The sequence below is a fragment of the Hydrogenophaga pseudoflava genome, assembly GCF_004353865.1.
Taxonomy (GTDB): Bacteria; Pseudomonadota; Gammaproteobacteria; order Burkholderiales; family Burkholderiaceae_C; genus Hydrogenophaga; species Hydrogenophaga pseudoflava.
The window spans coordinates 3,610,793-3,633,510 of the sequence record NZ_CP037867.1; the positions used below are offsets into that span (position 1 = coordinate 3,610,793).

A 22,718-nucleotide genomic window follows, 5' to 3' on the forward strand; every position below is an offset into this window, starting at 1 on the left:
CAATCGTCCCACCACAGAGGGGATGATTTGAAATACCTGACGTGGCTGCTCAATGCAGCCATTTTTTTTGTTCTGTTCGCCTTCGCGCTGAACAATCAGGACACGGTCACCATGCACCTGTTCTTCGGAGCCCGCTGGCAGGCCCCGCTGGTGCTGATTCTTCTGTGCGCCTTGCTCCTGGGCGTGGTGCTGGGTGTGGTGGTGATGCTGCCGCTGTGGCTGCGGGCGCGTCGGCGTTCAGCAGCCCGACCGGCGACCGCACCCATACCCTTGCCTCCCGCCGTCCCGGACGCAGTGTCCACCGCGTCCCGCCCCCCGAATGGAACTTGACCTGACCTGGCTCCTCTGGGGCCTTCCCCTGGCCTTTGCACTCGGATGGCTGGCCTCACGCCTCGACCTGCGTCAGTGGCGCATGGAAAGCCGCCAGACGCCCAAGGCCTATTTCCGGGGACTGAACCACCTGCTCAACGAACAGCAGGACCAGGCCATCGACGCCTTCATCGAGGCGGTGCAAGGAGACCCCGACACCGCCGAGCTGCACTTCGCACTGGGCAACCTGTTCCGCCGCCGCGGCGACTACGACCGCGCCGTGCGGGTGCACGAGCACCTGCTGGCCCGCGCCGACATCGGCCGCAAGGACCGCGACCGCGCCCAGCATGCGCTGGCGCTGGACTTTCTCAAGGCGGGCCTGCTGGACCGTGCCGAGTCCGCCCTGCACAAGCTGGAAGGGTCTGCCTACGAGGGCGAAGCCCTGATGGCGCTGCTGTCGATCGCCGAACGCTCGCGCGACTGGCCCCAGGCGCAGATCCTCGCCCAGCGCCTGGAGGACACCCACCAGGGCAGCTTCACGCCCCGCCTTGCGCACTACCTCTGTGAAGAGGCCGAGCTGGCCATGAGCCAGGGGGACGCCGCGGAGGCCCAGCGCCTGCTCAACAAGGCGGTGGAGCGCGCGCCGCAGATGGTCCGCGGCTGGATGGCGCTGTCGGCGCTGAAAGCGCAGCAGGGCGACACCAAGGGTGCATTCGACACGCTGCTGCAACTGGTGCGCCATGCGCCGCAGGGCTTTCCGCTGGCGGCGCGACCCATCGCCGACCTTTCAATCGCCACCGGGCGCCAGCAGGAAGCCATCGCCCTGCTCAACGAGGCGCAGGCCCACGGCCCCTCGCTGGACATCACCGAGGCGCTGGCCACGCTCAGCGGCAGCGCGACAGCGGCCCGGAGGCACTACCTCAGCCACCTGGAGCGGGAACCTTCCCTGGTGGCGGCCACCCAGTGGCTGGCTGGCGAAACCCTGTCGGACCCCGCTGCCCAGAAGCGGGTCCAGGCGGCGCTCGAACATGCGGCCGCTCCGCTCAAGCGCTACCGCTGCGCCGCCTGCGGCTTCGAGGCACGCCAGCACTTCTGGCACTGCCCGGGCTGCCAGAGCTGGGACAGCTACCCGGCTCGCCGCGTCGAAGAACTCTGAGCACGGCGCCAGACGGCCAGCAGCCAGGTCTCCAGGTCGTGTACCGGCCGACCGGTCGCCGCCTCGACGGCCGCACGGTAAGGCGGCATGTTGGTGCACTCCAGCACCACGGTCCGCACCTGCGGGTGCCGCGACACCAGCCTCATGGCCGCCGCCACCACATCTTGCTGCGCCTGCGCCAGGTCCAGCACCGAGTCATCGGCGAGGATGCGCGATTGCAGCTCGCAGCCGGGAGCGAGGCCTTGCACGGGTGTTCCGGCGGGCACACCGGCCTTGCGCAGCAGGGATGGGTGCAGCGAGGCCGCGTCAAAGGTGACGATGCCCGGTGCGGGCAGGTCGGCACATTGCAGCAGGCTGGAGGTGATCACGGGCACCGGGACCACGGCCTGCAGTTCGGCCTGCCACCCGGCGAGGAAACCGCAGCTGGTGGAGATCAGGCGTGCACCGTCATCCGCCAGAGAGCGGGCCGCGTCGATGAACGGGCCGAGCAGTGCCGGGTCCTGTTGCTGCACCACGCGCCGTGCCGATGCCCCTGGCACGACACGCAGCCGGGCCGGGATGCCGGCCCGCGTCCAGGTCTGCGGACAGCCGATGTCGCCGGGCGGACGCGGGAAGCGCGTGTCGAGCACGATCACGCCGAGAAAGGCCTTTTCACCGCTGTCCGAACCATTCATGGCGATAAGCTGTGCGTCCACATCCGAAGCAACAAGAAGGTGATTGAAGCATGACGCAGGCCAGACCAGGGCAGCGCGCTGTGGTGCTGGGCGCCGGCATGGTGGGTATTGCCTGTGCCCTCTCGCTGCGCCAGCGGTCCATGGACGTCACGGTGCTCGACCCGCTGGGTCCCGGCGCCGCCACCTCGCATGGCAACGCGGGCGTGCTGGCGCGCAGTTCGCTGATGCCGTTCAACCACCCAGGGCTGTGGGCCCAGCTGCCGGCGCTGCTGCGCGGGAAAAACCCGGGCTTTCGCTACCACCTGCCGTGGGTGCTGGGCCAGTGGCGCTGGGGGTTGTCGTTTCTGGGCCATGCGCGGGCTGCCGACTTTCAGGAAACCACCACCGCGCTGGACGCGCTGATCCGCCACTCCGGCACCGTCCACCGGCGCTGGATGGCCGAGGCGGGCATCGCACACCGCCGCCGCGACGACGGCTGGCTGTTTCTCTACCGCAGCGAGGCCGCTTTCGACAGTGGCGCCTTCGGGCGCGAGACGCTGGCGCGCTTCGGCGTGGCCACACGCGTGCTAGATGCGGCCGCGCTGCACGAGCTGGAGCCCCACCTGAAGCCAATGTTCCCGCGCGCGCTGTGGGTGCAGGACGCCAGCTCGGTCGACAGCCCCGGCGAGGTGGTGCGCAGCTATGCGGCCTGGCTCCAGGCGCTCGGCGGCGCGGTGCGCACGGACGAGGCCACCGGGCTGCATCGCCACAGCGGCGGCTGGACGGTTCACACCCGCAGCGGCACACCGCTCGAAGCCGACCATGTGGTGGTGGCGCTTGGCCCCTGGTCGCGCGACTTCCTGCGCGGGCAGTTCGGCCTGCGCCTGCCCATGGGCTTCGAGCGCGGCCAGCACCGCCACTTCCACCCCGCCGAGGGCACAGCGCTGTGCCGGCCGGTGTACGACACCGCTGGCGGCTACGTGCTGGCGCCGATGGCGCAGGGGCTGCGGCTGACCACGGGTGTCGAGCTGAACGCGCAATTCGCGCCGCCCCACCAGGCGCAACTCGAGGTGGCCGAACGCACTGCGCGGGAAGCGATGCCGCTGGGTGACCGAACTTCCGACCCCGACTGGCTGGGCAGCCGCCCCACCATGCCCGACTGCAGGCCGATGATCGGTGAATGCCCGGGGCAGGAGGCGCTGTGGCTGGCGCTGGGTCACCAGCACATCGGCTTTTCCACCGGCCCGGGCACCGGCGAGTTGCTGGCGCAACTGATGCTGGGCGAACCGAGCGCCATCGACCCGCACCCGTTCAGGCCGCAGCGCTTCCTGCGCGCCTGAACAGCGTGCTCACATGTTCCCCGGCAGCCACATCACGATCTGCGGGAACCAGTACAGCAGGGTGACCGCCAGCACCATCAGCAGGAAGTACGGCATGCAGACCCGCGCAATCCAGTTGATTTCGCGCCGCGTCATGCCCTGCAGCACGAACAGGTTGAAGCCCACCGGCGGCGTGATCTGCGCCATCTCGACCACGATCACGATGAAGATGCCGAACCAGATCAGGTCGATGCCTGCGGCCTGCACCGTGGGAATGATCACACCCATGGTCAGCACGATCATCGAGATGCCATCGAGGAAGCAGCCGAGCACGATGTAGAACAGCGCCAGCGCGACCAGCAGCAGGCCGGGCGACAGGCCCAGCGAGCCCACCCATTCGGCCAGGTGGCGCGGCAGGCCGATGTAGCCCATCGACAGCGTCAGGAAGGCCGCGCCCGCAAGGATCAGGGCCATCATGCAGTACAGGCGCGTGGCGCCCAGCAGCGCATCCCTGAAGCTCTGCCACGAGAGCGACCTCTGGTAGGCCGACAGCAGCAGCGCACCGACGACGCCGATGGCCGCCGCCTCGGTCGCAGTGGCCACGCCGACATAGATCGAGCCGATCACACCGCCGATCAGCAGGATCACCGGAATCAGCTCGCTGGACGCGCGCAGCTTCTCGCCAAAGCTCATGCCGGCGTCGGCCTCGGGAATCTTGTCAGGGTTCATCAGCGCCCAGACCATCAGGTAGCCGCTGAACAGCCCCGCCAGCAGCAGCCCGGGAATGACGCCTGCGACGAACAGCTTGGCGATCGACACCTCGGCTGCGACACCGTAGACGATCATCACGATCGAGGGCGGAATCAGCAGCCCCAGCGTGCTGGCGCCACCCAGCGAGCCGATCACGCGCTCGGGCGGGTAACCGCGCTCGGTGAGCTCGGGAATGGTCATCTTGCCGATGGTGGCGCAGGTCGCGGCCGAGGAGCCGGACACCGCGGCGAAGATGGTGCTGCCCAGGATGTTGGTGTGCAGCAACCGGCCCGGCAGCGCATTCACCCAGGGCGCCAGCCCCTTGAACATGTTCTCGGACAACTTGGTGCGGAACAGGATCTCGCCCATCCACACAAACAGCGGCAAGGCGGTGAGTGTCCAGCTGCTGGCCGAGCCCCAGATGGTGACCGCCATGGCGTCGCCCGCGCTGCGCGAGGAGAACAGCTCCATGCCGATCCAGGCTACGCCGGCCAGTGTCAGGCCGATCCAGACCCCACTGCCCAGCAGCAGGAACAGCGCGACGATCAGAAAACCGGTGACCAGCATCTCATTCATGGCGCGTCTCCGGTCCGCCGATGTGCTGGCGCTGGCCGCGCAGTTCCAGCACCCATTCGTCCACAAACGCGATGAGCAGCACCAGCGTGCCCAGCGCCATGCCCAGCTGCGGAATCCACAGCGGCGTGGCGTCGTTGCCGGTGGAGATGTCGTTGAACTCGTGCGACTGCATCACCAGCCGCAGCGAGAACCAGGCAAACAGGCCGGACAGCAGCACCGCCGCGCTCAGCGACCACAGCTCCATGCCCCGGCGCGCACCGCCTGTGAGCTTGCCGAGCACCAGCGTGACGCGGATGTGCTCGTTGCGCTTGAGCGTGTGCGCCAGTGCCAGGAAGCCGGCCGCCGCCATGCTGTAACCCGCGTAGGCGTCGGTGCCCGGCACATGGAAATTGAACTGGCGCCCCAGCACCGACAGCAGCACCATGACCAGCACGCCGATCATGAACACCGCCGCGAGCCAGGCGCAGCCGTCGTACAGAGCGTCGAGCGCGCGCCGCATGCTGCTGCCGCCGCTCACTTGCGGAACGCGTCGACCAGGGCCTGGCCCTCAGGACCCGCCTTGTCCAGCCACTCCTTGAGCATGGTGTCGCCGACCTTCTTCATGTCGGCCTTGAGCGCGGCTGGCGCGGGCAGGATCTGCATACCGCCGGCCTTGAGCTTGTCCAGGCTTTCGGTGTTGGCCTTCTTGCTGGCGTCCCAGCCGCGCGTCTCGGCGTCGGCAGCCGCCTTGAGCACCGCGTCCTGCGTGGGCTTGTCCAGCGCGTCGAAGGCTTTCTTGTTCACCAGCAGAGCGTTCTTGGGCAGCCAGGCCTGGGTGTCGTACCAGTACTTCACATGCTCGTAGAGCTTGGCGTCGGCGCCGGTGGAGCCGCTGGACATCATGCTTTCGGTCACGCCGGTGGCGAAGGCCTGGCTGACTTCGGCGGCCTGCACCGTCACCGGCTGTGCGCCCACCAGTTCGGCGATGCGGGCGGTGGCGGGGCTGTAGGCGCGCCACTTGATGCCCTTGAGGTCGGCGGCGCTGTTCAGCGGCTTCTTGCTGTAGACACCCTGCGGCGGCCACGGCACGGCGAACAGCACCATCATGCCCTGCTCGGCCAGTTTCTTCTCCAGCAGCGGGCGCTGCGCCTTCCACAGCTTGGCGGCCTCGTCGTAGCTGTCGGCCACGAACGGAAGGCCGTCGGCGCCGAACAGCTGCCACTCGTTCTGGTAGTTCACCAGCAGGATCTCGCCGGCCTGCGCCTGGCCACCCTGCACCGCGCGCTTGATCTCGGGCGCCTTGAACAGCGCGGCGTTGGGGTGCACCGTGATCTTGAGCTTGCCGCCACTGGCCTTGTCCACGTCGGCCACGAACTGATTGATGTTGACCGTGTGGAAGTTGCTCGCCGGGTAGGCGGTGGCCAGGTCCCACTTGGCCTGGGCGAACGCCGAGGTCGAGAGGCCGATGGCAGCGAAGGCCATGGAGAGTTGGAAAGCGCGACGTTTCATGAAAGCTCCAGTTGCAGGTTGAACAAACCGCGGCACCGACCGCAGAAGACGGGTGCATGCACTGTAGGGGTCATGGCAACAGATTGTGACCAGTGTTTTCCCTTATTGTTGACAAATCGTTGGTAAATTGTCGTCAAATACAGGCGCCCGCCCACCACGGAAACCGACCCATGGCCAAGTCAGCCCAAGCAAGCAGCACGCCAGTCACCGCCGCACCACGATCGCCCATCGTGTCCTCTGCGCACCTGGTCTCGCCCCAGAGCGCGGAGATGAGCGAGTTCGAGTTCGGCCTGATCGTGGCCAGCAACGCCTTCCACCGCTGGGTGGTGCACTGCATGGCCGCCGCCGGGCTGAAGGACCTGATGCCGCTGGACGTGCTGGTGCTGCACCACGTGACGCACCGCGCGCGCGACAAGCGCCTGTCCGACATCTGCTTCATCATGAACATCGAGGACACGCACCTGGTGAACTACTCGCTCAAGAAGCTGGCGAGCCTGGGCGTGGTGGCATCGAGCAAGTCGGGCAAGGAAGTGACCTACGCGGCCACCGAGTCCGGCAGCGCCTTCGTCCAGCGCTACCGCGAGATCCGCGAGCAATGCCTGATCCAGGCGCTGCACGCCGACGATGCACTGAACAAGGACATCGGCGAGCTGGCGCGCCTGCTGCGCGTGCTCTCGGGCATGTACGACCAGGCCGCCCGGTCGGCGGCGTCGTTGTGAGCGTCATGACCCCACGTCTGCTGCCCCTGGGCGACAGCGCCTGGACGGTGGAGTTCGGCCACGCCATCGACGCGGCAACCAACGCGCGCGTCATGGGCCTGGCCGGGCGGGTCGCGGCCGCGCGCCAGAACGATCCGCTGCTGGCCCCGGTGACCGATGTGGTGCCGACCTTCCGCTCGCTCACGGTGCATTTCGACCCTTGGGCGGGCGACGCCACTGCCTTGGGCCGGCAATTGCTGTCCATGGCGCAGGAGGGTCAGCAGACCACTGTGCAAGGACGCCAGTGGCAGCTGCCCGTGTGCTTCGACGACGACTTTGCACCCGACCTGCCGCGCGTGTGCGAGCTGAAGCAACTGAGCCGGTCCGAGGTGATCAGCCAGCTGCTGGGCGCCGCTTTCCGGGTCTACATGCTCGGCTTCCAGCCCGGCTTCCCCTACATGGGCGGACTGCCACCCACGCTGGTCACGCCACGCCTGCCCTCGCCGCGACAGAAGGTGCCCGCGAAGTCGGTGGCCATCGCGCTGGACATGTGTTCGGTCTATCCCTGGGAGAGCCCGGGGGGCTGGAACCTGCTGGGGCGCACGCCGGTGGTGCTGTTCGACCCGGCGCAGACCGAACAACCCGCCATGCTCGCCGCAGGCGACGAGGTGCGCTGGACCGCGGTGGACCGCGCCACCCACGACCGGCTCGCGCGCGAGATCGCCAACGGCCTGCCGCGCGAGACCTTCCTGAAAGAGTCTGCGACATGAGCGGCCAGCTGGAAGTCCTGCAGCCCGGCATCGGCACCACCGTGCAGGACCGGGGCCGTCCGGGCCACCGGCACCACGGCCTGCCGCTCTCGGGCTGGCTCGACGCGCCGCTGGCCCGGGCCGCCAACGCGCTGCTGGGCAACGATCTGAACGCGGCGGTGCTGGAGCTGCGCGGCGTCGGCACGGCGCTGCGGGTGAAGCGCGGACCCGTGCGCGTCGCGCTGGCCGGCCGCATCGGCGCGCAGCGCATGCGAGAGGACGGCGCCCGCACGCCCCTGCCCGCCTGGCAGACCGCCACGCTGCACGAGGGCGAGACCCTGCAGCTGGGCAGCGCCGACAGCGGCTGCGCCTACCTGGCGGTGGCGGGTGGCATCGCCCTGGCGCCGGCCTTCGGCAGCCGCGCCAGCTACTGGCGCGCCGGCCTGTCGGGTGTGCTGGGCCGCGCCTTCCAGCCGGGCGACGTGCTGCCCTGCGGCGAGACCGGCAGCGGCGACCCGCGCGAGTGGCGCTGCCGCTCGCCCTGGGAGCCCGAGACCGGCCCGATCCGCGTAATGCCTGGCCCGCAGGACGACCATTTCACCCCCGACGCGTTGGCGAGCTTCTTCGCGCAGGACTGGCAGGCCACACCCGCACAGGACCGCATGGGCCTGCGTCTGGAAGGCGAGGCACTCGCGCACACCAGCGCAGACGCCGCCGACATCGTGTCCGACGGCGTGACGCCGGGCGTGATCCAGGTGCCGGCCAACGGCCAGCCCATCGTGCTGCTGGCCGATGGCCAGACCGTGGGCGGCTACCCCAAGATCGCGACCGTCATCACCGCCGACCTGCCGCGGCTGGCGCACCTGCGGCCGGGCACCCGCGTGCGCTTCGCGGCCGTGACGGCCGAACAGGCGCACGAGGCCTTGACCGCCCAGCGTGTGCGCTGGCAGCAGTGGCTGGCGGGCCGCGAAGCCTTCCTGCCGCCGGGCCACATCGACGAGGCCGCGCTCTACGGCCGCAACCTGATTTCCGGCATGCTCGCCACCCACCCCGGAGAGGACACACCATGAGCCCCATCAACCTCAACGCCGATCTCGGCGAAAGCTTCGGTGCCTGGACCATGGGCAGCGACGCCGAACTGCTGCAGGTGATCCACAGCGCCAACATCGCCTGCGGCTTCCACGCCGGCGACCCGGTGGTGATGCGCGAGACCGTGCGCCTGGCCATCGCCAACGGCGTGAGCCTGGGCGCACACCCGGCCTTCCCCGACCTTCAGGGCTTCGGCCGGCGGGTGATGCAGCTCTCGCCCAGGGAACTGGAAGCGGCCATCCTCTACCAGGTCGGCGCGCTGCAGGCCATGGCCTCCGCGGAAGGCGGCCGCGTGACCCACGTCAAGCCGCACGGCGCACTGAACAACATGGCCTGCGCCGACGAGGCCATGGCCGCCACCGTGGCGCGCGCCGTCAAGGCGCTGGACCCGCAGCTGATTCTTCTGGCGCCCGCCCTCTCGGCGCTCGAGCGTGCGGGCGAAGCCGCCGGCCTGCGCGTCGCGCGCGAGGTGTTCGCAGACCGCACCTACCAGGCCGACGGCCAGCTGACGCCACGCTCACAACCGGGCTCGGTGCTGCATGACGCGCAGGACTGTGTGCGGCACGTGCAGCACATGCTGGAGGCCGGCGGCATCGTCACCGCCGACGGCCAGCACCTGCCCACGCCCATCCACAGCATCTGCGTGCACGGCGACGGCCCCGGCGCCGTGGCCGCTGCGCGGGCGATCCGCACCGCGCTGGAAGCGGCCGGCCACTGCCTGGCGGGCTTGCCGGCACTGGTCTGAGGCGGTCCTTCGAGGACCAGGGTCGCCGTGGCGAGGCTCAAGCCCTGATCGGGGCCTGTCTTTCCTGGGGCTGAACAGCCGCCACCTCGGCGACCGGCTCCACGCCCGCGGCCAGCCGCTGCAACGATTCATCCGCAGGCCTGTTGGCCGCCTGCCGCGCATCGACGGCGCCTTCCTTCAAGCCGATGCCATCGAACTCCGCGACGCGGATCTGGCCCCCATCCGCACGCAAGTGGGTGATGCGCGACAGACCGGCCTCGCGCGCGCCCAGCGCCACCGCGTGCACCGTGTTCTCCATGCCCTGGTCCCAGGGCAGTCCGTGCTGGTCGGCCAGCCGCTGCACATGGCCCCTGCTGTCGTCGAGCAACCGCCGGGTCGGTTCGGGCAAGGCCGCCGGGTCCAGGGCGGCGCCTTTGCGCGGCTCGCGCTGGGCAGGTTCACCCGGTTCGAGCGGTCCGCGGATGGTGTCGATGGCGTCGCGGGCGTTGCCATCGAGGCCGCGAGACACCGCCGTCAGCACGCCACGCATCTGGCGCACGTCCCGGCGGTACTCGCCGATCTGCACCGACTGCTGCTGCGCCAGGCTGCGCGCCTGCGGATTGGCAAGGATGGAGCGGTCGGGCTGGCCGCCGGCGTCCACCTCCACGAAGTGGTGCATGCTGTGGCTGCCCCCCAGCGCCACCGCCGCGCCAAGGGTGCTGGGCGGGGTGGTGCCCGTGGCAATATTGATGGGCGAATAACCCTTCAGCGCGTCGCTCCAGTGGGTGTGGTTGTCATAGCCCTTGGACAGCAGCGTCTTCACCTCCTCGGGCCGGGCATAGATCCGTGTCTCTCCAAAGTGCGGGCTGGCCGCGCTCACCGCGTCGCCCGCCATCATGTGGTTGATGACCGAGTGCCCGCCTTCGGGAATGCGCCGGCTCAGGCTGACCGCACCGTAGGCGTTGAAGGTTTCCCCTTTGAGACCGAAGTGGTGGGCGCTGACCTGAGCCAGCGTACCGCCCAGGGAGTGGCCGGTGGTGGTGACGGGCGATGGTGGCAACCCCTTCCTGGAAGCGTCCTTGGATGCCATATCGAGTGCGTCACGCGTCAAAGAAATCGCGTCCTCTGCTTGCAGGTTGGAACGCGCGAGCACCATGCCACCGTCGGCCAAAGCGCCGTCTTTGAAGGCCTCTCGGTCGAACTCGGTTCCTCGATGGGCCACAACCAACTCACCTGTGTCGCGGCGCTGGTAAATCGTGCCCTGGTACCCGGTCCCGGGGTTGTCCACATGGGCTCGCACGAAGAACCGAACACCACCCGAATCCACGTAGGGCGCGTCTTTGTCGTTGCTCGCATAGCTTCGAGCAGATGTGCCCCTGTACACATGAAACGACAGGTCGGCGTATTGCTGCGACGTGACGCTCATGGCTTGGCCTTCACTTTGGCAGTGATGGAGAACAGGTTGTTACGGTGCGTCGGGCCGAAGCCTTCGGGGCTCCTATCACCTGCAGCGCTGTTTCCCCCGGGCCCAGGAAGCCGCGGATAGTCCCCCTTCCAGAAGTACTGCCGGTAGCTTGCTCCATCCACAAATTCTTTGGCATCCAGCGACATGCCATACCGGGTGTCTTCCTCTGACGTTCCGGCAGCAAAGCCCGCCCCCGCGCCACCCATCTCCCAGCGGCACACCCCCTTGCCGTAGTAGTCCTCGTCCAGCATGGCATCCAGCGCCACCGTCATCACGAAGCGATTCGGACCAGCGGGTGTGACGGGCAGGCTCAGACCTTTGAACGGCGTGCCCCAGGTGCCTGCCCAGGCATTGGTGACAAAGGTGCAGTTGGGCGCCTGCGGCGCGCTGTAACCGGCGCTGCCCCGCACGGCCATCAGCGGCCCGGGGGCATCGTGGATCTCGAACGTGACCTCGAACACCCGGCGAGGCGAGGGGTTGAGCTTGAAGAGATGGGCCTGCTCCGACCGGTCGTTCTTCTGCGCGCCGGTGGGCTGGTCGGTCGCAGCGGATGCGCCCGGCGCAGGCGCGGCTGGGGCGGTGGGTTGGCAGGCCATCAGCGTCCCCCACATGACGATGGCGCAGGCCAGACGGGCGCCGCGGTTGAAAGGCAACTCATGCACACACACCTCCTTGATGTTTTGCTGGCAGGGTCGCTGGTGCACATCTGTTGGCCGCCCTGCCCGATCTGTTCCGCCGGCAGTATAGGCAAACGCCTGGACATACCAACCGGCTCGGTATCATCGAACGCCCAGATCCCAGGCCTCTCCTGCCGCCGGCAGGGGAGGTCGGCCGCTGACGGCCTGCAACCCAAGGAAACACGTGTTCAAGAATGTGACGATCTACCGCATCGCGCCCGGCTGGGACGCGACGCTGGAGTCGATGGAGGCCGCGCTGGACGCGGCGCGTTTCGTGCCCTGCAGCGCCTCGCAGGACAAGTCGGTCGGCTGGGCCGAACCGCGTGGTGAGGAGCATGGCCCGCTGGTCGAATCCGTGGCCGGCCAGCGCATCCTCAAGCTGGTCATCGAGACCAAGGCTGTGCCCGGCAGCGTGGTGAAGGAAAAGGCGCAGGAAGCGGCCGACCACATCGAGGCCACCACCGGCCGCAAGCCCGGCAAGAAGGAAACCAAGGAACTGCGCGAAGACGCGCTGCAGGCACTGCTGCCCCAGGCCTTTCCGCGCCGCGGCAGCGTCTGGGTCTGGTTCGACATGAAGAACGGCCTGCTGGTCACCGACGCCGGCAGCCAGGGCAAGAACGACGAGGTCGTGACCGCGCTGGTGCGCGCCTTCGACGGCCTGGCCCTCACCCTGCTGCAGACCGCCATGACGCCGCAGACCGCGATGACGCAGTGGCTGGCGACCACCGAACCCGAGAACGACTGGCCCGAAGGCTTCAACGTCGAGCGCGAGTGCGAGCTCAAGTCGGCTGACGAAGAGAAATCGGCCGTGAAGTTCACGCGCCACCACCTGCTGACCGACGAGGTGCGCAAGCACCTCACCGAAGGCAAGCTGCCCACGCGGCTGGCACTCAGCTGGGAAGGCCGCATCGGCTTCACGCTGACCGAATCCATGCAGCTGAAGAAGCTGGCCTTTCTGGAAGGCGTGTTCGACGACCGGCCCAACGACGACGAGAGCGGTTTCGACACCGACGTGGCCCTGGCCACCGGCGAGCTGAGCCAGTTGATCCCGGCGCTGATCGGAGCCTTGGGCGGCGAGATCGAGCCCGGCGCGGCGCTGCCGGGTGCAGAGCCCGCGTCGGCGCCGGCCAAACCCAAGCAGGAAGCCGTCACCGCCGTGGGCGACGGCGACGCGCCGTTCTGACACGCTCAGCGGCGCCTGATCCATGCTGCAAATCGTTGCCATCAGCCTCGGAGCGAGCGTCGGCGCGCTCTCGCGCTGGCAGCTGAGCCTGTGGCTCAACCAGGGCCACGCCGTGCTGCCCTGGGGCACGCTGGCCGCCAACTGGATCGGGGCCTGGCTGATCGGCGTGGCGGTGGTGTTCTTCCAGAGCCAGACGCAGCTGGACCCGGCCTGGCGGCTGGCGCTGGTCACCGGTTTCCTCGGCGCGCTCACCACCTTCTCCACCTTCTCGGCCGAGGTGGTGTCCATGCTGCAACACGCGCGCTACCTGCTGGCCTTCGGCACGGCGGCGCTGCACCTGCTGGGTTCGCTGGCGCTCACGCTGCTGGGCATGAAGATGGCCGGCACCTGGTTCGGTCCGACCACCTGACACGGCGCCACTGACGTCTGCGCACCACACCACCGGGGAGCGCAATTGACGAATGTCAATTGCCCTTAAAGATTCATTTTTTATGAAGCATATCGGACCTATAGTCCGCCCATGCTTTTCCTGAGCCGACTCCGCGGCCGCTGCCAATGCCCCGTGCTGTGGTGCCTGCTGGTGAGCTGGTCGCTGGTGTTCGCCTCACCACTGATCCAGCCGCCGCAGAGCACCACGGTCTGCAGCAGCACCGGCCTGCAGTGGGTGGACCTCGACAACGAAGGCGCACCGGCGACCACCGGTCACGCCATGGACTGCGCACTGTGCCTGCCGACGGCGCTGCCCTCCCCGCCTCCCATCAGTGACGCCTGGCTGCTGGACTTTGGCCACCACCAGCGTGCCGTCGCCACGGCCACACGCCACCCCGTTCCCGAGGCCACGCCGCCACCCGCGCGCGGGCCACCCCGTTTCCCAAGCCCAACCCTAGAGGTTTTCACATGAAAGACGACAGCATTTCCAACGATCAAGACCGCGCCGCCTGGGGGCGTCGCAAGTTCCTGAACACCGCCGCGCTGGCGGGTCTGTCCATCGGCGCCGTGGCCTGCACCGACAAGTCCGCCGGAACAGCCGCCACACCCGCTGCCCCTGCAGCCCCCGCCGATGCGGCGCACGCTGCCTCGGGCGCCGCCGCCGGCCACCTCAAGCCCGGTGAACTCGACACCTACTACGGTCTCTGGAGCGGTGGCCACACGGGCGACATGCGCGTGCTGGGCATGCCCTCCGGCCGCGAACTGCTGCGCATCCCCTGCTTCGTACCCGACGCACTGGTCGGCTGGGGCATCACCAACGAGTCCAAGGCCATCATGGGCACCAAGGCCGATGGTTCGCTGCGCTACACCGTCGCCGACACGCACCACACCCACGCCTCCTACAAGGACGGCAACTACGACGGCCGCTACGCCTGGATCAACGACAAGATCAACAGCCGCCTGGCCCGCATCCGCCTGGACTACTTCGTCTGCGACAAGATCACCCAGCTGCCCAACGTGCAGGGCTTCCATGGCATCTTCCCGGACAAGGCCGACCCGGTCGATCCGGCCATCAACTACACCACACGCGTGTTCTGCGGCGCCGAGTTCTCGATCCCCCTGCCCAACACGGGCACCGAGGACAGCAGCAAGTACCGCTCGATGTTCACCTGCGTGGACGCCGAATCGATGGAGGTGCGCTGGCAGGTGCTGATCGACGGCAACTGCGACCTCACCGCCACGTCGTATGACGGCAAGCTGGCGGCCACCAACCAGTACAACATCGAGATGGGCGCCAAGTACGAGGACATGATGTCCGCCGAACGCGACGCCTGCCTGTTTTTCAACATCGCCCGCATCGAAGAGGCCGTCAAGGCCGGCAAGTTCAAGACCGTCGGCACATCGAAAGTGCCTGTGGTGGACGGCACACACGAAGCCAACAAGGATCCCAAGACGGCGCTGACGGCGTATGTCTCGGTTCCCAAGAACCCCCACGGCGTGAACGCCAGCCCCGACGGCAAGTACTTCATCTGCGCGGGCAAGCTCTCGCCCACCGCCACGGTGATCGAGCTCAGCAAGGTGCTGGAGTGGTTCGACGGCAAGCTTGAAAAGCTCGACGATGCCATCGTGGCCGAGGTTGAACTCGGCCTGGGCCCGCTGCACACGGCCTTCGACGGCCGCGGCAACGCTTACACCACGCTGTTCCTGGACAGCCAGGTGGTCAAGTGGAACGTGGACGCCGCCATCAAGTTCCATGCCGGCGACAAGGCCGCCAAGTACGTGGTCGACCGCATCGACGTGCACTACCAGCCGGGCCACATCAACGCCTCGCAGTCCGAGACCAAGGCCGCCGACGGCAAGTACCTCGCCGTGGGCTGCAAGTTCTCCAAGGACCGCTTCCTGCCGGTGGGCCCGCTGCACGCCGAGAACGAACAGCTGATCGACATCTCGGGCGAGAAGATGGTGCTCATGGGCGACCACCCGGTGCGCGGCGAGCCGCACGACTTCATCATCTTCAAGCGCGACCTGGTCAAGCCCAAGCAGGTCTATTCGCTCGACGACTTCCCGAACGCCGTCAAGGACCCGAAGGAGTCGGGCGTGTTCCGCAACGGGAAGAAGGTGACGGTGAAGATGACCTCGCAGGCGCCGGCCTTCAGCCTGCGCGAGTTCAAGGTCAAGAAGGGCGACGAGGTCACGCTGATCCTGACCAACCTGGACAAGATCGAGGATCTGACCCACGGCTTCGCGATCCCCAACTACAACGTGAACTTCATCGTCAACCCGCAGGAAACGGCGTCGGTCACGTTCATCGCCGACCAGCCGGGCGTGTTCTGGTGCTACTGCACGCACTTCTGCCACGCATTGCACCTGGAGATGCGCTCGCGCATGATCGTGGAAGCGTAACGACGGGCCGATGAGGCCCCTTCCCCACCAGGGGAAGCTGTCCGCCGGCGGCGGTGCATCACCGTGATGCCCCGCCGCCGGAGACAACAGAGAGATTGAAGATGTCGACTGTTCGCCTGCTGGCCTCTGCGCTGGCCGCCTTCTGGCTGGGTCTGCTGACCCTGATGCCCGTGGACCGTGTGGCCCACGCCCAGTCCTACGAAGCCAAACTCCCCGACGACCTGGCCAGCCACCCCGCGCTGTGCGAGCGCGTGCCCTGCACCGAGGTGTTTCCCGGCGCCCAGGCCTTCTCGGCCCGCATGGGCCAGCCGCCCTATGTCGAGGCCTATGGCGAGGCCGACCCGCAGCAACCGGGCAAGCGCCGGCTGCTGGGCTATGTGATGCTGTCCACCGACATCACCGACACACCCGCGTATTCGGGCAAACCGGTGGTGACCCTGATCGGCATGGACCTGCAGGGCCGCTATGTCGGCGTCAAGGTGCTCAAACATTCCGAGCCCATCCTGCTGCTGGGCATTCCCGAAAAGGCGCTTGTCGATTTCAACAACCAGTACCTGGGCAAGTCGGTCAAGGACACGATCGAGGTCGGTCCCTCGCGCCCGGACGAGAACGTGCTGGGCGTGGACGCCATCTCAGGCGCCACGGTGACCGTGATCGCACAGAACCAGGTGATGCAGCTCTCCGGCTCGGCCGTGGCGCGGCAGGTCGGCATCATCGCGCCGACCGTGCGCGAGCCGGCCCGCTTTGTGGAACACAAGCGCCGCTACAACTGGAGCGAACTGGAACAGATGGGCGCGGTGCAGCGCCTGCGCGTGATGCCCGAACAGGTCGGGCTGGACCGCAGCCCCGAGCCCTTCATCGAACTGTGGTTCGGTGACCTCAACCACCCCGACACCGGCCGCAGCCTGATCGGCGAGCGCGGGTTCGAGAACCTGCACGACCAGCTCAAACCGGGCGACAACGCCTTCTTCGTCATCCGCACCGCGGGCCAGGAGTCGTTCAAGGGCTCGGGTTTCGTGCGCGGCGGGCTGTACGACCGCATCCAGGTCAAGCAGGGCGCGGACGCCTTCACCTTCCGCGACCTGGACTACCTCAACCTCTACGGGCTGGAAGCGGACGGTGCGCCCTCGTCCACCGAGTCCGGCATCTTCATCATCCGCAAGGGCGCGTTCTCGGCTGCCCACCCCTGGCGCCTGGCCTTCCTGGGCAACCGGGTGGACCGCGCCACGGGCCATCGCAGCTTCGCCACCTTCGAAGCGCGCTACTGGCTGCCCGACGAACTGCTGCAGGGCGGCCGGCCGGTGGTGCAGGAACCTGAGGCGCCCTGGGTGCGCATCTGGAAATCCCGCGCCGTCGAGATCGCCCTGTTCGTGGCGCTGCTGGTCGCCGTCACCGTGGTCTACGCGCTGCGCGACCAGCTCACCCGCCGCTCCACGCACAAGAACAAGTGGCCGGTCAACGCCTTCAAGTACAGCGCCTGGGCCCTGTCGATCACCTTCGTCGGCTTCGGCGTCATGGCCCAGCCCTCGATCACGCAGGTGCTGACCTGGTTCCATTCGCTGCTGTTCCAGTGGACCTGGTCGCTGTTCCTGTCCGACCCGTTCATCTTCGTGTTCTGGATCTTCATCATCGTCACCGTGTTCCTGTTCGGGCGCGGCCTGTTCTGCGGCTGGATGTGCCCGTTCGGCTCGCTGTCGGAGGCGATCTACAAGGTGGCCGGCAAGATCGGCCTCAAACGCTGGCAGCGGCGGGTGCCGCAGCGCCTGCACGACCGGCTGAAGTGGCTGAAGTACGCGATCTTCTTCGGCCTGCTGGTGGTGTCGATGTTCTCCATGGGCCTGGCCGAAGTGCTGGCCGAGGTGGAGCCATTCAAGACCACCTTCCTGGTCGGCATCACCAACCGCAGCTGGCCCTATGGCCTGTTCGTGGCGGCGATCCTGGGCCTGTCGATCTTCATCGAGCGGCCGTACTGCAAGTACATCTGCCCGCTGGGCGCCTCGCTGGCCATGCCCAGCACTTTCCGCTGGTTCGGTCTGCGGCGCAAGCAGGACTGCAACAGCTGCAAGGCCTGCGCCGTGGGCTGCGGTGCCCAGGCCATCGACGCCGACGGCCGCATCGACCACCGCGAGTGCCTGCACTGCCTGGACTGCATGGTGCTCTACACCGACGAGAAGGGCTGCCCGCCGCTGGCCAAGGAACGCAAGCGGCGCGAGCGCGACGGCCTGCTGATCACGCCCATTGGCCGGGACGGCTACTACATCCCGCTCACGGTGATCCCCGCGGTATCGCAGGTCAGCGCCAAGGCCGCACAAGGTCCGGACCCCCGCATGCCCACGCCACCGGCCCAGCCCTGGCCGGGCGGCCGTGCCCCTGGTGTGCGCGGTCTCTGGCAGGAGCTGGTGCACCACCTCTGGCCCTGGAGCCGCGACGGCTGGCAGAACCAGCGCGCCCTGGCCTACGCCGGTCTGTCGCTGGCGCTGGCGGCCACCGCGGCCTGGGTGCTGGCGGCCGATGGCCGGCTCTCGGCCAGCGCCATCATCGGCTGGTGGTTCGGCTGGAGCGTGTACGAGGTGCTGATCCGCATGCAGGGCAAGCGCGTGGTCAAGGACGGCCCCTGGTGGCGTGCGCGCTACCGCGAGGCCAACTGGATGGACATGCTCAGCTACGTCGGCTTCAAGAACCTGCTGATCGGCGCCACGCTGTTCCTGCTGCTCAAGTCGCTGGGGGCTCTGGCGTGAACCCCTGGTCTGCGCAGCTGCGTGCGCTGCTGTGCGCGTGGCTGGCTGTGGCCGGCTTCGTGCTGGCCGGCCCGGCCTGGGCCACAGTCTGGCCGGTGGCGCCCGGCGCGGACCTGCAGGCCGTGGTGGCGCAGGCGGCGGCCGGCGACGTGGTCGAGGTGCAGCGCGGCTTCTACGCGGTGAACCTGCGCATCGACAAGCCGCTGACGCTGCGCGGCGTCGGCCGTCCCACGCTTAGCGGCGGAGGCCGGGGCGACACCATTCGCGTCACCGCGCCCGATGTGCTCATCGAAGGCCTGATCGTGCGCGACTCGGGCACCAGCCTCAAGAACCAGAACGCGGGCATCTACCTCCAGCCCGGCGCGCACCGCGCGGTGGTGCGCGGCTGCGACCTGACCTACAACCTGTTCGGCCTGTGGATCGAGAAGGCCGACGACGTGCGCATCGAACACAACCTCATCACCGGCCTGCGCGATTTCAACTCCGCGCAGCGCGGCAACGGCATCCAGCTCTACAACACCAAGGGCGCGCGCATCGTCGGCAACCACATCGGCTTCGTGCGCGACGCGCTCTACGTCGACGTCTCGCACCACGCCGAGTTCCGCGGCAACCGGCTGCACCACAGCCGCTACGGCACGCACTACATGAACTCGTACCACAACCTGTGGGAAGACAACGACAGCTACAACAACCGCGGCGGCCTGGCGCTGATGGAGGTGCGCGACCAGGTGGTGCGGCGCAACCGCACCTGGGGCAACACCGACCACGGCATCATGCTGCGCACCATGCAGGACTCGGTGATCGAGGGCAACGTGGTGGCCGACAACGACCGCGGCTTCTTCATCTACGACGTGGAGTACGTGACCCTGCGCGGCAACCTGGTGGTGAACAACCGCGTCGGCGTGCACCTCTCGGCCGGCTCCACGCGCAACCAGGTGGTGGGCAACGACTTCATCGCCAACCGCGAGCAGGTGCGCTACGTGGGCGCGCGCGACGAGCCCTGGGGCCGGCCCGAGCCGGGCCAGGGCAACCACTGGAGCAACTACCGCGGCTGGGACCGCAACGGCGACGGCGTCGGCGACGTGGGCTACGAGGCCAACGACCTGGTCGACCGCCTGCAGTGGCGCCACCCCATCGTCCAGCTGCTCATGGGCAGCCCCGCCGTGGAGGCACTGCGCATCCTCGGCCAGCAATTCCCCGTCCTGCGCGTGCCCAGCGTGGTCGACCCCCACCCGGCCATGGCGCCGGCCCACCCCCAATGGAGCACCTGGCGTGAACACACACAGCGCTGATGCCTTGCGCCTGGAAGGCGTGACCAAGACCTACGGCAGCGCCAAGGCGCCGCTGAACGCGCTCGACGGCGTGGATCTCACCGTGCCCAGCGGCCAGCTGTTCGGCCTGATCGGCCACAACGGCGCCGGCAAGAGCACCCTGTTCAAGCTGGTGCTGGGCCTGATCCGGCCCAGCCGTGGCCAGATCCGCATCAGCGGCAGCCTGGTCAACGGACCGGACTTCCGCTCGGTGCGGCGCACGCTGGGCTACCTGCCCGAGAACCTGGTGCTCTACGACAACCTCAGCGGCCTGGAGACGCTGCGCTTCTTCGCCCGCCTCAAGGGCGCGCCCGAGCGCCAGTGCGGCGAGCTGCTGGACCGCGTGGGGCTGGGCCAGGCCGGGCAGCGGGCCGTGCGCGAATACTCCAAGGGCATGCGCCAGCGCCTGGGTTTTGCCCAGGCCCTGCTGGGCGAACCGCGCCTGCTGCTGCTGGACGAACCCACCACCGGCCTGGACCCTTCCGCCATCCGTGCTTTCTACGAGCAGCTGGACGCGCTGCGCGAGCAGGGCGTGACGCTGGTCATCAGCTCGCACATCCTGGCCGAGCTGCAGCAGCGCGTGGACGCGCTGGCCATGCTCAGCAACGGCCGCGTCTGCGCGCAGGGCTCGGTGCAGTCGCTGCGCGAGCGCTCGCGCATGCCCCTGAACTTCGTGCTGACCGGCTCGCCCGGGCAGTTGCACGCGCTCGACCAGTGCCGGCCCGACGCACTGGCGGGCGCCGCGCTCGACTGGCAACCCGTGGCCGCCGACCAGCGCGTGCTGCGCTGCGACCGCGCCCACAAGATGGCGGTGCTGCACTGGCTGGGCCAGGCCGGACTGGCCGACCTGCAGGTGCAGGAGCCCTCGCTGGAAGACGTGTACTTCGGTCTGAAGGAGGCCGCATGACCCCCGCCCTCACCTGGCACCAGATGCAGGCGCTGGCCGCCAAGGAATTCCGCGACCGGCTGCGCAACCGCTGGGTGCTCGCTGTCGCCGTGGTGTTCACCGCGTTCTCGCTGCTCATCACCTACTTCGGCTCGGCCGCGCAGGGCCAGATCGGCCCACGCTCCATCGAGCTGACCATTGCCAGCCTGGTCAGCCTGGTGATCTACCTGATCCCGCTGATCGCGCTGCTGCTGGGCTTCGACGCCATCGTGGGCGAGCGCGAGCGCGGCTCGCTGGACCTGCTGCTGGCCCTGCCCATCACCCGGCTGGAACTGTTGCTGGGCAAGTACCTGGGCCTGGCCGCCGCGCTCACGCTCTCCACCGTGGCCGGCTTCGCGCTGGTGGCGGGCGTGCTGTACCAGCGCTTCGGCGCCAGCGCGCTCTACCACTACGGCGGCTTCGTGCTCAGCTCGGTGCTGCTGGGCCTGGCCTTCCTGAGCCTGGCGGTGCTGCTGTCGGTGCTGGCGCGCGACCGCACCCGCGCCTCGGGCCTGGCGATCGCGCTCTGGTTCGGCCTGGTGCTGGTGTTCGACCTGCTGCTGCTGGGCCTGCTGGTGGCCACCGGCGGCCAGGTCGGTGGCGAGGCCTTTGCCTACCTGCTGCTGCTCAACCCGGCCGACATCTTCCGCATCCTCAACGTGTTTTCGCTCGACGATGCCCAGCGCCTGTACGGCCTGGCCAGCATCCTGCCACCGGCCATGGGCCAGGTGGGCGGGCTGACGGCCGCCATGCTGGCCTGGATCGCCGGGCCCCTGCTGATTGCTTCCTGGAGATTCCGCGCATGACCCCCGACCTCCCCTTCGTGAACCGCCGTCGCCTGCTGTGCGGCTGCGCCGGCCTGGCCGGTTTCGCGGCCCTCGGCCTCGCCGGCTGCGGGCAGGACACCGCCTCGTCCGCGCAGGCCCAGGCGCCGGCCGAGATCCAGCCGCAGTCCAGCTGCTCGCTCGACGGCATGCTGCTGTCCGACTACCCTGGCCCCAAGGGCCAGATCCGTTTTGCCAACGTGGCCGAGGTGCAGTGGTTCTGCGACACCACCGAACTGCTGTCCACCCTGCTCGCGCCCGAGCAGGTGCGCACCGTGGTCAGCGCCTTCGTGCAGGACATGGCCAAGGCCGACTGGGAACAGCCCCGCGGCCACTGGATCGACGCCCGCCAGGCGGTCTATGTGTTGGGCAGCCGGCGCAGGGGTTCGATGGGCCCCACCGCGATCAGCTTCGCCAGCGATGCCGATGCGCAGGCCTTCGTGCAGCAGCAGGGCGGCCGGGCGCTGCGCTTTGCCGAGATCCAGCCCGCGATGGTCGATCTCAGCGGCGGTGCGCAGCAAGACACGCGCATGTGAGCATGCTCGAACGACGCAGCATCCTGGGACTGGCGGTGGCGGGTGGCGCGGTCCTGCTGACCGGCGCGGCCCAGCGCTGGTGGCCGCCCGGCGCGTCCCGTGCCGCACCGGGCACGGCGCCGCCGGACGACATCTGCCTGGTCGCGCCGCCTTTCGAGTTCGATCCGGCATCGGGGCTCCCGGTGGCGGCCGCGCGCCCCATTCCCGAGCACGCACGCTGCCCGGTCTGCGGCATGTTCCCGGCCCGCCAGCCGCGCTGGGCGGCGCAGGTGATCTTTTCCAACGGCGACGTGCAGTACCTCGACTCGCCGCTCAGCCTGTTCCTCTACCTGCAGAACGTGCCGCGCTACACCGTGGGCCAGCAGGCCAGCCGCATCCTCGCGATGTACGCCACCGACCTGGAGACCGGCGCCTGGGTGCCCGCGCAACAGGCGGTGTACGTGCACGGTTCGCGCACCCTGGGTCCCATGCGCTCGGGCAACCTGCCCGCGTTTGCCAGCGCGGCCGCGGCCGCGGCCTTCATCGCCCGCCAGGGCGGCACCGCCGTCGGTGCCGACGCGTTGCGGCGCACGCTGCCGGCCGAGCTGCAGCGGCTTGCCCCGCAGACCCACGAGGGCCACGACGCCGCGGTTTGATCACCGTCAAGTCAAGTTTTTAAGATTCATATTGAATGCATATTAAAATCTGCTCGTCTCCTCTTCTTCAAAGAAAGCTCCC

Annotated in this window: 23 protein-coding genes; 17 read left to right on the forward strand and 6 right to left on the reverse strand. The window is 68.5% G+C overall.

The genetic code is table 11. The features are described from left to right. Window positions 1–27 precede the first annotated feature (27 nt). Together HPF_RS17350 and lapB are read left to right on the forward strand one after the other, a co-directional pair. A complete protein-coding gene (locus HPF_RS17350; protein WP_066155775.1) occupies window positions 28–330 on the forward strand; it encodes a lipopolysaccharide assembly protein LapA domain-containing protein in 303 nt (100 codons plus the stop codon). Continuing rightward, window positions 320–1,465, forward strand: a complete 1,146-nt coding sequence (gene lapB, locus HPF_RS17355) for a lipopolysaccharide assembly protein LapB (RefSeq protein WP_066155772.1) — start codon at window positions 320–322, stop codon at window positions 1,463–1,465. Before HPF_RS17350 ends, lapB begins: the two co-directional genes overlap by 11 nt. On the opposite strand, the gene HPF_RS17360 is transcribed toward lapB, so the two are convergent. After that, window positions 1,435–2,139, reverse strand: coding sequence for an aspartate/glutamate racemase family protein (locus HPF_RS17360; protein WP_133157328.1), 705 nt, complete (start codon window positions 2,137–2,139; stop codon window positions 1,435–1,437). The two genes, lapB and HPF_RS17360, sit on opposite strands and share 31 nt — an antisense overlap. Before the next feature lie 50 nt (window positions 2,140–2,189). On the opposite strand from HPF_RS17360, the gene HPF_RS17365 reads away from it, so the two are divergent. Next, complete coding sequence (locus HPF_RS17365; RefSeq protein ID WP_079365246.1) at window positions 2,190–3,458, forward strand: NAD(P)/FAD-dependent oxidoreductase; 1,269 nt, start codon at window positions 2,190–2,192, stop codon at window positions 3,456–3,458. Window positions 3,459–3,467: 9 nt separating this feature from the next. Here the strand turns inward: HPF_RS17365 and HPF_RS17370 are convergent, their stop codons facing one another. The 3 genes from HPF_RS17370 to HPF_RS17380 are packed head-to-tail and all read right to left on the reverse strand — an operon-like array spanning window position 3,468 to window position 6,251. Continuing rightward, window positions 3,468–4,763 (reverse strand): TRAP transporter large permease, encoded by a 1,296-nt coding sequence (locus HPF_RS17370; protein ID WP_133157329.1) that lies wholly within the window; start codon window positions 4,761–4,763, stop codon window positions 3,468–3,470. Then, the gene (locus HPF_RS17375; RefSeq protein ID WP_066156067.1) at window positions 4,756–5,262 is read right to left on the reverse strand and encodes a TRAP transporter small permease; all 507 of its coding nucleotides are present in this window, start codon (window positions 5,260–5,262) and stop codon (window positions 4,756–4,758) included. Before HPF_RS17375 ends, HPF_RS17370 begins: the two co-directional genes overlap by 8 nt. A gap of 14 nt (window positions 5,263–5,276) precedes the next feature. Then, the gene (locus tag HPF_RS17380; RefSeq protein WP_133157330.1) at window positions 5,277–6,251 is read right to left on the reverse strand and encodes a TRAP transporter substrate-binding protein; all 975 of its coding nucleotides are present in this window, start codon (window positions 6,249–6,251) and stop codon (window positions 5,277–5,279) included. A 170-nt stretch (window positions 6,252–6,421) separates the two neighbouring features. Between HPF_RS17380 and HPF_RS17385 the strand changes: the two genes are divergently transcribed. The 4 genes from HPF_RS17385 to HPF_RS17400 are packed head-to-tail and all read left to right on the forward strand — an operon-like array spanning window position 6,422 to window position 9,532. Next, window positions 6,422–6,970: a winged helix DNA-binding protein gene (locus HPF_RS17385; RefSeq protein WP_066155760.1), complete on the forward strand. Its 549-nt coding sequence runs from the start codon at window positions 6,422–6,424 to the stop codon at window positions 6,968–6,970. A gap of 5 nt (window positions 6,971–6,975) precedes the next feature. Next, window positions 6,976–7,719: a 5-oxoprolinase subunit PxpB gene (gene pxpB, locus HPF_RS17390; protein ID WP_079365248.1), complete on the forward strand. Its 744-nt coding sequence runs from the start codon at window positions 6,976–6,978 to the stop codon at window positions 7,717–7,719. After that, window positions 7,716–8,768 carry a 5-oxoprolinase subunit C family protein gene (locus tag HPF_RS17395; protein WP_127806405.1) on the forward strand — a complete coding sequence of 351 codons (1,053 nt, stop codon included), beginning with the start codon at window positions 7,716–7,718 and terminating at the stop codon, window positions 8,766–8,768. The genes pxpB and HPF_RS17395 overlap by 4 nt, the downstream gene beginning before the upstream one ends. Next, window positions 8,765–9,532 carry a LamB/YcsF family protein gene (locus tag HPF_RS17400; protein WP_133157331.1) on the forward strand — a complete coding sequence of 256 codons (768 nt, stop codon included), beginning with the start codon at window positions 8,765–8,767 and terminating at the stop codon, window positions 9,530–9,532. The genes HPF_RS17395 and HPF_RS17400 overlap by 4 nt, the downstream gene beginning before the upstream one ends. Window positions 9,533–9,569: 37 nt before the next feature. Here the strand turns inward: HPF_RS17400 and HPF_RS17405 are convergent, their stop codons facing one another. Together HPF_RS17405 and HPF_RS17410 are read right to left on the reverse strand one after the other, a co-directional pair. Next, window positions 9,570–10,937, reverse strand: a complete 1,368-nt coding sequence (locus HPF_RS17405; RefSeq protein WP_133157332.1) for a Tle-like phospholipase domain-containing protein — start codon at window positions 10,935–10,937, stop codon at window positions 9,570–9,572. Then, window positions 10,934–11,638, reverse strand: coding sequence for a hypothetical protein (locus tag HPF_RS17410; protein ID WP_133157333.1), 705 nt, complete (start codon window positions 11,636–11,638; stop codon window positions 10,934–10,936). The genes HPF_RS17405 and HPF_RS17410 overlap by 4 nt, the downstream gene beginning before the upstream one ends. Before the next feature lie 199 nt (window positions 11,639–11,837). On the opposite strand from HPF_RS17410, the gene HPF_RS17415 reads away from it, so the two are divergent. The 10 genes from HPF_RS17415 to HPF_RS17460 all read left to right on the forward strand — a co-directional run bounded on the left by HPF_RS17415 (window position 11,838) and on the right by HPF_RS17460 (window position 22,636). Then, window positions 11,838–12,836: a recombination-associated protein RdgC gene (locus HPF_RS17415; protein WP_066155745.1), complete on the forward strand. Its 999-nt coding sequence runs from the start codon at window positions 11,838–11,840 to the stop codon at window positions 12,834–12,836. Window positions 12,837–12,858: 22 nt separating this feature from the next. Next, window positions 12,859–13,245, forward strand: coding sequence for a fluoride efflux transporter CrcB (gene crcB, locus HPF_RS17420; RefSeq protein WP_066155743.1), 387 nt, complete (start codon window positions 12,859–12,861; stop codon window positions 13,243–13,245). Between the two features lie 111 nt (window positions 13,246–13,356). Further along, a complete protein-coding gene (locus tag HPF_RS17425; protein ID WP_133157334.1) occupies window positions 13,357–13,737 on the forward strand; it encodes a hypothetical protein in 381 nt (126 codons plus the stop codon). After that, on the forward strand, window positions 13,734–15,668 hold the full coding sequence (nosZ, locus tag HPF_RS17430) for a TAT-dependent nitrous-oxide reductase (RefSeq protein ID WP_133157335.1): 1,935 nt from the start codon (window positions 13,734–13,736) through the stop codon (window positions 15,666–15,668). The genes HPF_RS17425 and nosZ overlap by 4 nt, the downstream gene beginning before the upstream one ends. A gap of 101 nt (window positions 15,669–15,769) precedes the next feature. Continuing rightward, window positions 15,770–18,406, forward strand: a complete 2,637-nt coding sequence (locus HPF_RS17435; protein WP_133157336.1) for a NosR/NirI family protein — start codon at window positions 15,770–15,772, stop codon at window positions 18,404–18,406. 41 nt (window positions 18,407–18,447) lie between these two features. Then, complete coding sequence (locus HPF_RS17440; protein ID WP_424955202.1) at window positions 18,448–19,698, forward strand: nitrous oxide reductase family maturation protein NosD; 1,251 nt, start codon at window positions 18,448–18,450, stop codon at window positions 19,696–19,698. Beyond that, complete coding sequence (locus HPF_RS17445) at window positions 19,679–20,623, forward strand: ABC transporter ATP-binding protein (RefSeq protein WP_133157337.1); 945 nt, start codon at window positions 19,679–19,681, stop codon at window positions 20,621–20,623. The genes HPF_RS17440 and HPF_RS17445 overlap by 20 nt, the downstream gene beginning before the upstream one ends. Continuing rightward, window positions 20,620–21,447 (forward strand): ABC transporter permease, encoded by an 828-nt coding sequence (locus HPF_RS17450; protein WP_079365257.1) that lies wholly within the window; start codon window positions 20,620–20,622, stop codon window positions 21,445–21,447. The genes HPF_RS17445 and HPF_RS17450 overlap by 4 nt, the downstream gene beginning before the upstream one ends. Further along, window positions 21,444–22,001, forward strand: coding sequence for a nitrous oxide reductase accessory protein NosL (locus HPF_RS17455; RefSeq protein WP_133157338.1), 558 nt, complete (start codon window positions 21,444–21,446; stop codon window positions 21,999–22,001). The genes HPF_RS17450 and HPF_RS17455 overlap by 4 nt, the downstream gene beginning before the upstream one ends. A gap of 2 nt (window positions 22,002–22,003) precedes the next feature. Beyond that, window positions 22,004–22,636, forward strand: a complete 633-nt coding sequence (locus tag HPF_RS17460; RefSeq protein ID WP_133157339.1) for a nitrous oxide reductase accessory protein NosL — start codon at window positions 22,004–22,006, stop codon at window positions 22,634–22,636. The last annotated feature ends 82 nt before the right edge of the window (window positions 22,637–22,718 follow it).